The sequence below is a fragment of the Pseudomonas protegens genome, from assembly GCF_003732485.1.
GTDB classification, from domain to species: Bacteria; Pseudomonadota; Gammaproteobacteria; order Pseudomonadales; family Pseudomonadaceae; genus Aquipseudomonas; species Aquipseudomonas protegens_B.
Window position 1 is genome coordinate 171,877 of record NZ_MOAK01000092.1, and the last position, 8,446, is coordinate 180,322.

Genomic DNA, 8,446 nt, shown 5'->3' on the forward strand with positions numbered 1-8,446 from the left:
CGGAAAGATCGCGGCAATCACCCCGACCGAACCCAACAGCGGCACAAAGAACGCCAGGCTGAAAATGAACAGCGGACTCCACGGCAACGGCCGGCGATAGCGCGCCGGCAACAGCAGCCACACCGCCGCCGTCAGCAGGCCGCAGGCGATACCGTGGGACATTGCATACAGCAGCGCGATCTGCAGGTCGGGCAGCTGCGCCGTCAGGCTGGCCCAGCTCCCCACCTCGAAAAACAGCGCTCCGCTAAACAGCCACTTGCTGATCATTCAGGCCACACTCGTTGTACAGAAAGTTACGCAGCCCATTGCGTTGCCGGGCCGACTCCAGGTCGTAGGGCAGCACCGTGACCCCCAGGCCGGCCAAGTCCACGCTCATGCCGAAGTGCTCGTGGACCAGCTTGCCCAGGCGCGTCAGGTAGCCTTGGGCACCCTCGGCACTGGTCAGAGGCAACAGCACCAGCAACAGCCCGTGCCCGCGACTGTTGGCCAGACTCAGGTGCAGGTCCAGCCCGCGCTGGCTGCGTTCGAACAGCCGCGCCAGTTCATCGTTGGGCTGGGTCAGTTCAAAGGCATAGAGGCATCCGGACAGGCCGTGTTGCTCGACGTCCACCAGCGAACGCTTGAGCTGGCGGGTGAAGTGCTGGGCATCGGCGTTTTCCAGCTGCAGCACCTGTGAATCGGGGTGCAGCAGATCGGCGATATGCCCAGCCAGCAGCGCCAGCAGGCTGAGGGTGCGCTCCTGAAAGGCAAAGAACGGCATCTGCCGCACCGCGAGGATCGCCAGCACCCGCCCCTGGGTATCCACCAGGGGAATACAGGCCTGCAGCGACGACACCGAAGCCTGCCCGCCGCTGTCGAGCAGTTCCTCACGCACACTCACCAGCTCTTCGCGCTCCAGGCACAAGCGCACCAGCAGGTCGTTGTTGTCCAGCAGGGGCATAGTCCCGGTGGAGGCCAGCAGGGTCAGGGTGGGCGGCGCGCTGCCGGCCTGCTCCACACGGTACAGCCCGGCCACCCGCAACGAGCCGTACTGGCCCAGCAGGGTCAGCACCGGCTCGGCCAGCAGGGTCAGCGAGTCATCGCCATTGGGCACTGCACGCAGGCGCTCGCGCAGGCCCAGCAACGAACTGCGCAGGCTCTGGTCGCTGCCCGCCAGGCGCTGCTCCAGGCGATCGTGGGACACCCGCAGGATCTGGTGCGCCCGGGTGAAATCGTCGAGCCGGTACTGGCGATACTCGTTGGCCATCTGCAAGCGCAACAGTCGCCGTTCCCACAGGTCCCGCACTTCGCCGACGAGCATGCCGCAGACCAGCACGCCGACAATGTAGGACGAGGCGATCGGCGCGTAACCCGGCAACCCCGACTGACGCAGGATGAAGAACGCCGCCACCAGCAGGCTGGCGCTGATCAGGCCGCGGACGAACCCGTAGCGCACGCCCAGCAACAATGGCGCCAGCACCGACCAGGGAAATTCGCCCTGCACTTGCAGCGGGTCCTGGGGCGCCAGCCACAGCCCCATGCCGATGACTAGAGCCGTCACCAGGAAGGTTTCCAGCCATGACGCCGGGCCGCTGGCGCGGGGCGCCAGCGCGTAGTCCATGTGTGGAGAGCTCATGACAGTCACTCGATCCTAAGGCCACCGACAAGCTTGTCGAGCACCTTCTGCGCGGCGCCGGCCAGGCTTTCGCGAGACCAGCCGGCACGGGCGCCGCTATTGCTCCAGAGCACTTTGCCGGTGCCCGCCTCGACCACCCGCAGGCTGATGCCCACCGCCGGCTCGCCATCCAGGCCATTCTTGTACTGCCACTCTTCAACGCTGCCGGACACCACATAGTCGAGCTTCTGCTCACGGGCCCAATCCATGGCACCGGCCAGACGCTCGCTGTCGTCGAGCAGGGCCTGCTCGCCCTGCCCCGGCGCGCCGCTGTAGACCTGGGGTTGCAGGCCGCGACTGCTCAGAACGCTGAGCAGAATCTGCTCACTGCGCTCCCCGGCCTGGGGCGTCTGGGAATAGTTGACCAGCGGCAACACGCCCCAGCGCGCACTTTTCGACAGCCCAGGGCTGTCTTGACCGGTAAAGCTGCTGCAGCCGGCCATCAGCAAAGCGGCCATCGCCAGACTCACGCAACGAATGGATTGCATAAGGTTCACTCCTCTTTGAATTCCATGATCAGCGTCCGAAACGCACGCTGTAGCTGACACCTGCGGTGCCACCGGACTTGCCAGTTCCGCCTTGGGGCGCCGACTGGTAGCCGAAGGTCACTGCCAATTCGTCATCCCCTATGACCTCGGTGCCCAGACCGGTACTGATGGCGTAGTTGATGGTGTTGTCGGTCCACTGCCAGCCGGAGCTGACGTCCACCAGCCAGGTGTACTGCCCGCGTGTGCGGTTCAATGCACCCGGGAAGCCACGCCGCCACGAACTGCCGAAAAACAGTTGGCCATAGCGTTTCTGCAGCAGGGTCTGGCTGTTGATCTGGTTCGGGTTGTCGAGCTCGGCCCCGGCCAGGTCGATGCCCCCGCCCAGGGTATTGGCCAAGTTGGGCAGCGAACGGTTGTTCAGGCTGTTTTGCTGGTAGTCGATACCGCTGCGCAATTCCCAGTTCGGCCCTTCGAACTGCAAGGTGTGGTCGAACTCGATCTTCAACGCCTGGCCACTGCCCAGGTCATCGCCGCCGCGGGTCGAGAACCAGCGCTGGGCCAGGCTCCAGGACAACAGGTCACGGGCCGAATAGCGATGCCGCCCGCCGACCCAGACATCATCCTGCCGGCCGAAGGCGCGCATGTATCCGCTGTCCTCGTTCTTGCGATGCCAGTCGGCGCCCACGTCCAGTTCGTTGCCGCTGTCCACCTGCCAGGTGCGGCTGGCGCCCAGGCCGTTGCGGTCATCGTCCTTGCGCAGGCTGCTGTCGAAGATCAGCTTGTAGTTGCCGTTCTCCAGTTGCCGCTGCAAGGTCAATTCGGTGTTGGTCTCATGGCCCAGGCGCGATTCATCAAGGACATCGCCGCTGTATCGGCCCTGCTCCAGTACCAGCTTGGCGTACCAGTTGTCGTTCAGGTAACGCGCAGCGGTGAGGCGCGGGCCGTTGAACACCAGTCCACCGTAGTCCTGGCGATCCCAGGCGATTTGCACACCCTGGGGCGTGCGCTCGGTCAGCTCGATGGCCTGGCGGCGCAATTGCTCACGCAGCGCCGCCGGCTGGTCCTCGCCCAGCGCCGACAGGTCCACGGCCAGCGCTTCGCCGCTGCGACCCAGGCTGTTCAGGGCCTCGGCCTGCTGCGCCGGGTCCAGATCGCCGCTGGCCACTAGCCGCTCCAGGGCCTGGCGGTTGTTGCCGCGCAGGGCTTCCTGGATCTGCTCGTAGCGACTGATTTTCAGGCCGCGGGCGCGAGCCCAGGCCAGCCAGTCATCCTTCTGCGCCGACTGATTGATGTCGTCCAGGCGTGCCAGCATCTGGTCGAACCACAGCTGCAGCATCGGCTTGGAGCCGTCCTGCCATTGCATCGCCTTGTTCTGCGCCTTGCGCGACGAATAGCTGCTGGCCACCAGGCGCAGCCAGGTCGCATAGCCCTGGGGCGTGGCGCGGATCTGCTCAGGCGTCACTTCGCGGTTGAGCTTGAGCCGCAGGCGCTGGGCCGAGTCGGCATAACCTGCGCCTTCCAGGGCATCGGCGTAGGCCGCCTGGACCATCCAGTCCTGAGGGTTGCTCCGCAGGTACAGACGGTACCAGGCCAGGGCCTCGGTATTGCGCCCGAGCAACTGACTGGCCGCGGCAAACGGCAGCCACAGGGTGCTGTCGCCGCGGGCCAGGGAACGCCATTGCTGCAACAGCGGCTTGAGCTCGCCAGTGCGACCCAGGTCGACATACAGCCACATCAGGCGCTCGCGGAAGGTGTTGTCATCCGGGAAGCGGCTCAAGCCCAGGCGATACAGGCGCAGGGCCTCGTCGGTGCGGCCTTGTTGCATCGCCAGCGCGCCGCGGGCGGCCAGGACCTGGGAGCGGTCGGAGGCATCCGGGTACTGGTCGGCTTCCTTGAGCAGGTCGACCACCAGTGGCCAGTCCTGCAGCTCCTGGGCCAATTGCAGGGCCGCAATCAAGCGCTGCGGATTGTGCTCCCGGCGCCAGCTGTCGACGGTCAACTGCAAGGCCTTGCGCGGATCACGGACGCGATAGAGGGCAATCAACTCACTCTCGTCACCGCTATTGAGCGAGCCCTTGATGGCCAGCATCTTCTCCAGTGCCAGCTGCAGTTCATCGTCCAACTCCAGGTCCCAGGCCAGGGCGGCACGGGACTGCCAGTAGTTGAGGTCGTCGATCTTGTTGCCGTCGACTGCGGTGATCACCTTCCAGGCCGACTGGCTGTCAAACAGCTTGAGGTGGTTGTTGGCCCAGTCCACCCGCTCGGTGCTGGTCAACGGATAAAGGCCGGCGAAGCGCGTCCAGACCGCCAGCCGCTGCGGGTACTGCTCGGTGTTTTCCAGGTTCTGCAACAGGCGGACCCAGGCCAGACGGTGTTTCGGGTATTTGGCGACATAGCGGCGCAGCCACTTTTCCCCCTGCTCGGGCGTGCCCCGGGATTCTTCGGCGTACACCAGGGCATCGAGTTCGATATTGCTCAGGGCCCGGCTCTCCATGATCCCCGCCAACAGCGGAATGCCCCGGTCGAAATCGTAGGTCTGCATGGCCAGGCGCCAGGTGTGCTCGAACTCCGCCGGGTTGTGACGCAGCTTGCTCAGGCTGATCCAGTAGCCCAGCGCCGAGGCCGAGTCGCCCTGCCATTCGGCGAGATGGGCCATCTGCTCCAGCAGCAGCGGATCATCCGGATGCAGCTCCAGCAGTTGCGAGCCCACTGCATGGGCGCCCTCGAGGTCGCCGAAGGCCAGGCGCTGCTTGAATTCCTTGGTCAGGATTTCCGGGCTGTCGGGCTGCAATTTGCGCCAGGCGCTAAAGAATTGTTCGGCCAGGTCCGGGCGGTTGTGCGCTACCGCCACATCGACACCCTGATCAAGCAGTGCAGGGTCCAGTTCCTCCGGCTGGGCAGCCAGCTCCCGGGCCAGCAGCTCGGCGGCCTGGTCGCCGCGATCCGCCGCCACCAGGGTCTTGAAGGCTTTCTCAAGCAGCGGGCGACGGGCTTCCGGCGTCTGGCTGGCGTCGAGCAATTGCACATAGATATCGGCGGCGCGCCCGGGTTGCTCGCTGGCCTGGTACCACTTGGCCGCCTCGGGCAGCCATTGATCGCGCTGCTTGGGATCGCGACGCGCCAGTTCGGTATAGACATCCGCCGCCAGTCCCGGGGCCTGGGCACTCAAGGCCAGCGTGGCCAGGCGCTCGAGCTGCGGGCTGGGCAGTGTCTTGTAGTCAAAGGCCTTGAAGCGCTCGGCCAGGGCCTGCAACGCTGCGCTGTCGGTGCTGTTGTTCAGCGCCAGGGCATCGAGTTGCAAACGGTAGTAGGCCTTCAGCGCCGGATCGGGCTGTGGCCACTGCGCCAGGTGCTTTTCCGCCCTTGAGTAGTCGCCCAGCTGAATCAGCAGGTCGAGCAACTGGGTGCGCAACTCGTTGTTTTCCGGGTGGGCCGCCAGCAGCACCTCGGCATAGCTGGCGGACACTTCGTCCGGTTGGCCGCCCTTGGGACGGAACGCATCTTCGTTGCGATAGGTCGCCCACAGCAGCACGCCGACGACAATCGCCACCAGCAGCAATGCCCAGGGATTGAGCAGCCGCGCGCGTGGGGCCTTAGTTGCAGAAGAGTTGGGCATCACTCACCTGCTTCATGGGAAGTTGGAAATGCCACAGGCCCTGCTCGGACTTGCCGGCATAACGTTGGCCCTGGACCTCGACCCGACAGGCGCTGGCCGAACGCACCGAAAACTCCAGGTTGAATTGACCGGCAAAAGAGAACGTCACCTGTCGGTCGCTCACATAACGCCAGTCCCGCAGGGGAATGTTCGCCAGCTCCAGTGCCGGACGCGGGTCACGTTCAGGGCGCAGGGCCAGCAGCGCATGATCGCGGCTCAAGGCCACATAACGCCCCTGGGGCAGATCGCGGACCCCCGCTACACCCTCGGAACGGCCGAGATCCGGCCAGCCCAGCGCCGGGTCCAGGCGCAGGGTGCGCAGGCCATCCATGCCGCGAACCTGCCAGTCGCCGTTGACGGTGCGGGCCAGGCTGGCCTGGTACAGGCCATGGACCCGATCGAGGTAGTCGCTCATCCACAAGGACATGGGCTGCTGGCCACGCATGAACCGGTAGATGTCGGTCATGGCCTTGATCGACGCCTGCTTGGTCCCCGAATAGAAGTGGTAGTACAGGTGAATGCCCCGCAGGCGCCGCGGGCTGTCGGTCAGCTCGAAGGTGTCGATCACGTCGCGAAAACCGTAATACGGGCCCTTCCAGAGGTTGGTGTACATGTTCTCGTTGATCACCGGTGCGTAGTACTGCAAGCCGCCTTCGGTGGGACGCAACAAGGGGTACAGGCCGATCAGCGACGAATTGGCCTTGGTCAGGATGGTCTGCCCGCCGTTGACGTTTTTCAGTCCGGCGTCGTAGGCCAGCTTGATGGTCTCGGCGCTGGGCAGCGCATCCCCCGGCCAGAAGACAAGCTTCACCGGCTTTTTCGCGGTGGTCAGGCGGCTATTGATGTAGTCCCGCGAGCCGAGGATCTCGCGCTTGTAATCCAGGGTCTTGTACCCCGGGATATTCAGGCGCAGGCCGTATTCGGCGTGGAAATCCTCGTCCTTCTTGGCCTTCTCCGGCTGCATGTAGAACGGGTGACTGTAGGTGTGGGTGGCCACCTCGACCTTGGGGTCGGCGAAGATCTCCTGGGCGATCGGCTCCAGCTCCCTGGCGAGGAACGGCGACATGCCCTTGGGGCCGATTTCCCCTTCGATGATCGATACCGAGGTCAGGTACGGGTTGGGGCGAATGTAGTCATCCAGCACTTGGCGCCCGGAATACGGGGTGCCGCGCACTTCGGCGCGGGAAGGAAAGCCGTCGCCGTCGATATGCACGGTGGCGATCCGCCGGCCGTTCTCGGTGGTGGCGTCCGGACGCGGTTGCGCCGGCAGACGCAGGGCCTTCTGGATAAAGGCGAAGGGGTCGAGAATCCAGTGGCTGCGCTCGACGTTGGCCTCCACCACATAAGGTGCCAGGGCCATGCCGCCCCAGGCGCCGATGGCCACGGGGGCGTACTTGCCGCCCTTGTCATCCCCCAGCAACAGTGCCGGTTTCGGCCCATCGGGCAGCAGCGTCACCCGGGTCAGTTCGCGGGTACGGGCCACGACCGGTGCTTCGAAGCCACCGATCAGCGTCTTGTCCTGGCTCAGCACCTGCAGTGCGCCGCGAGCCCCCGGCGCTGCGAGGTTCAACCCCAGGCGCTTGAGCAGTGCGCGATCCTCGATCGGCAGCCCGGCCATGATGGCCAGCGGCACCTGTTCGTCCAGGCGTTGGCCCAGCCAGCTGTTAAACGCACGGCTGTCCTGGGGCGGGCCGCTGGTCATCCACAGCACCACCCCGGCGTAGAGGCCGGCAAAGCTGTAGGACGGCAAGCTGTCGTCGGCCGGCAGGTAGTCGACCCGATAGCCCAGGTATTCCAGCAGGCCGCCCAGCATCCGGTGCCCGGCGTGGTCGTAGAGTTCACCCTCACCCGGGTCGTAGAGCATGGCGATGCGGCGCGGCTGCACTTCCACGGTGCTCATGCTGATGGCATTGAGGTCCGGGGTGGTGACCACCGGGATAAAGCCTTCCTGGCTCAATTGGCGCACCAGCTTGCGCGCCTCTTCACGACGGTTGGGCGGCAAGTAGTCGATGGCCACCAACGGAATGTTTTTCGCGCGCAGCGGTTTGAGCTCACCTTCGAGCCAGTTGCGATCGGACTCGGAAACCGGGCGATAACGCTTGGCCGAGGCATCCCAGCCGGCGTGGATCGATTCGACGGCCACGGCCGAGGCGACGCCGTCGAGTTCACCCAGGACCTCGAAGCCCCGGTTGAAGAACAGCTTGAGATTCGGCAGGCGGCTGTGCAGTTCCCGCAGGAACGAGGCCAGGGCCTGGCGTTGCGGTTCGCGATTGGCTTCGGGGAGCAGCTGAAAACTGTCCAGGGTATCGAGGAACAGGCCGGCATAACCCTGGTCCTGCAACGCCTTGGCGCGCTTGAACAGGTGTTCGCGCCAGGCCGGAGAGGCAATATCCATCACCTGGCTGTTCCACGCCTTGTTGCGGGTGGCGCTGGCCCCCTTGCTCAGGGCTTCCTTGTCCAGTGCGGCACGGTCGCCGTCGAATTCGCCCACCGACAGATACGCGAACGGCTGGCTGCCCAGTTTGCGCAAGGTAGCAACATCCCCGGCGGCCATATGGCCGGGTTCCACCACCGCCCATTCGAACTGCGCCAGCTCCGGCAGCGGCGGCTGCTCGGCGTACCAGAAACCGACGCTGGCGGGGGGCGCCC

At 65.3% G+C, this 8,446-nt stretch carries 4 protein-coding genes and 1 pseudogene; all 5 read right to left on the bottom strand.

Annotated elements, in window-relative coordinates; translation table 11 throughout:
• Window positions 1-267: pseudogene (locus BLX41_RS37035) on the bottom strand (HEAT repeat domain-containing protein); the annotation flags it as partial.
• Window positions 245-1,615: a PelD GGDEF domain-containing protein gene (locus BLX41_RS32840; RefSeq protein ID WP_123728217.1), complete on the bottom strand. Its 1,371-nt coding sequence runs from the start codon at window positions 1,613-1,615 to the stop codon at window positions 245-247. The pseudogene BLX41_RS37035 and the gene BLX41_RS32840, both read right to left, overlap by 23 nt.
• Before the next feature lie 5 nt (window positions 1,616-1,620).
• On the bottom strand, window positions 1,621-2,142 hold the full coding sequence (locus BLX41_RS32845; RefSeq protein ID WP_123728218.1) for a penicillin-binding protein activator LpoB: 522 nt from the start codon (window positions 2,140-2,142) through the stop codon (window positions 1,621-1,623).
• A 28-nt stretch (window positions 2,143-2,170) separates the two neighbouring features.
• Entirely contained in the window at window positions 2,171-5,758 is a 3,588-nt protein-coding gene (locus BLX41_RS32850) for a tetratricopeptide repeat protein (RefSeq protein WP_123728219.1), read from the bottom strand.
• Window positions 5,736-8,446: bifunctional glycoside hydrolase/polysaccharide deacetylase family protein (locus tag BLX41_RS32855; RefSeq protein WP_123728220.1), on the bottom strand; the 2,711-nt coding region annotated here is incomplete at its 5' end. The genes BLX41_RS32855 and BLX41_RS32850, both read right to left, overlap by 23 nt.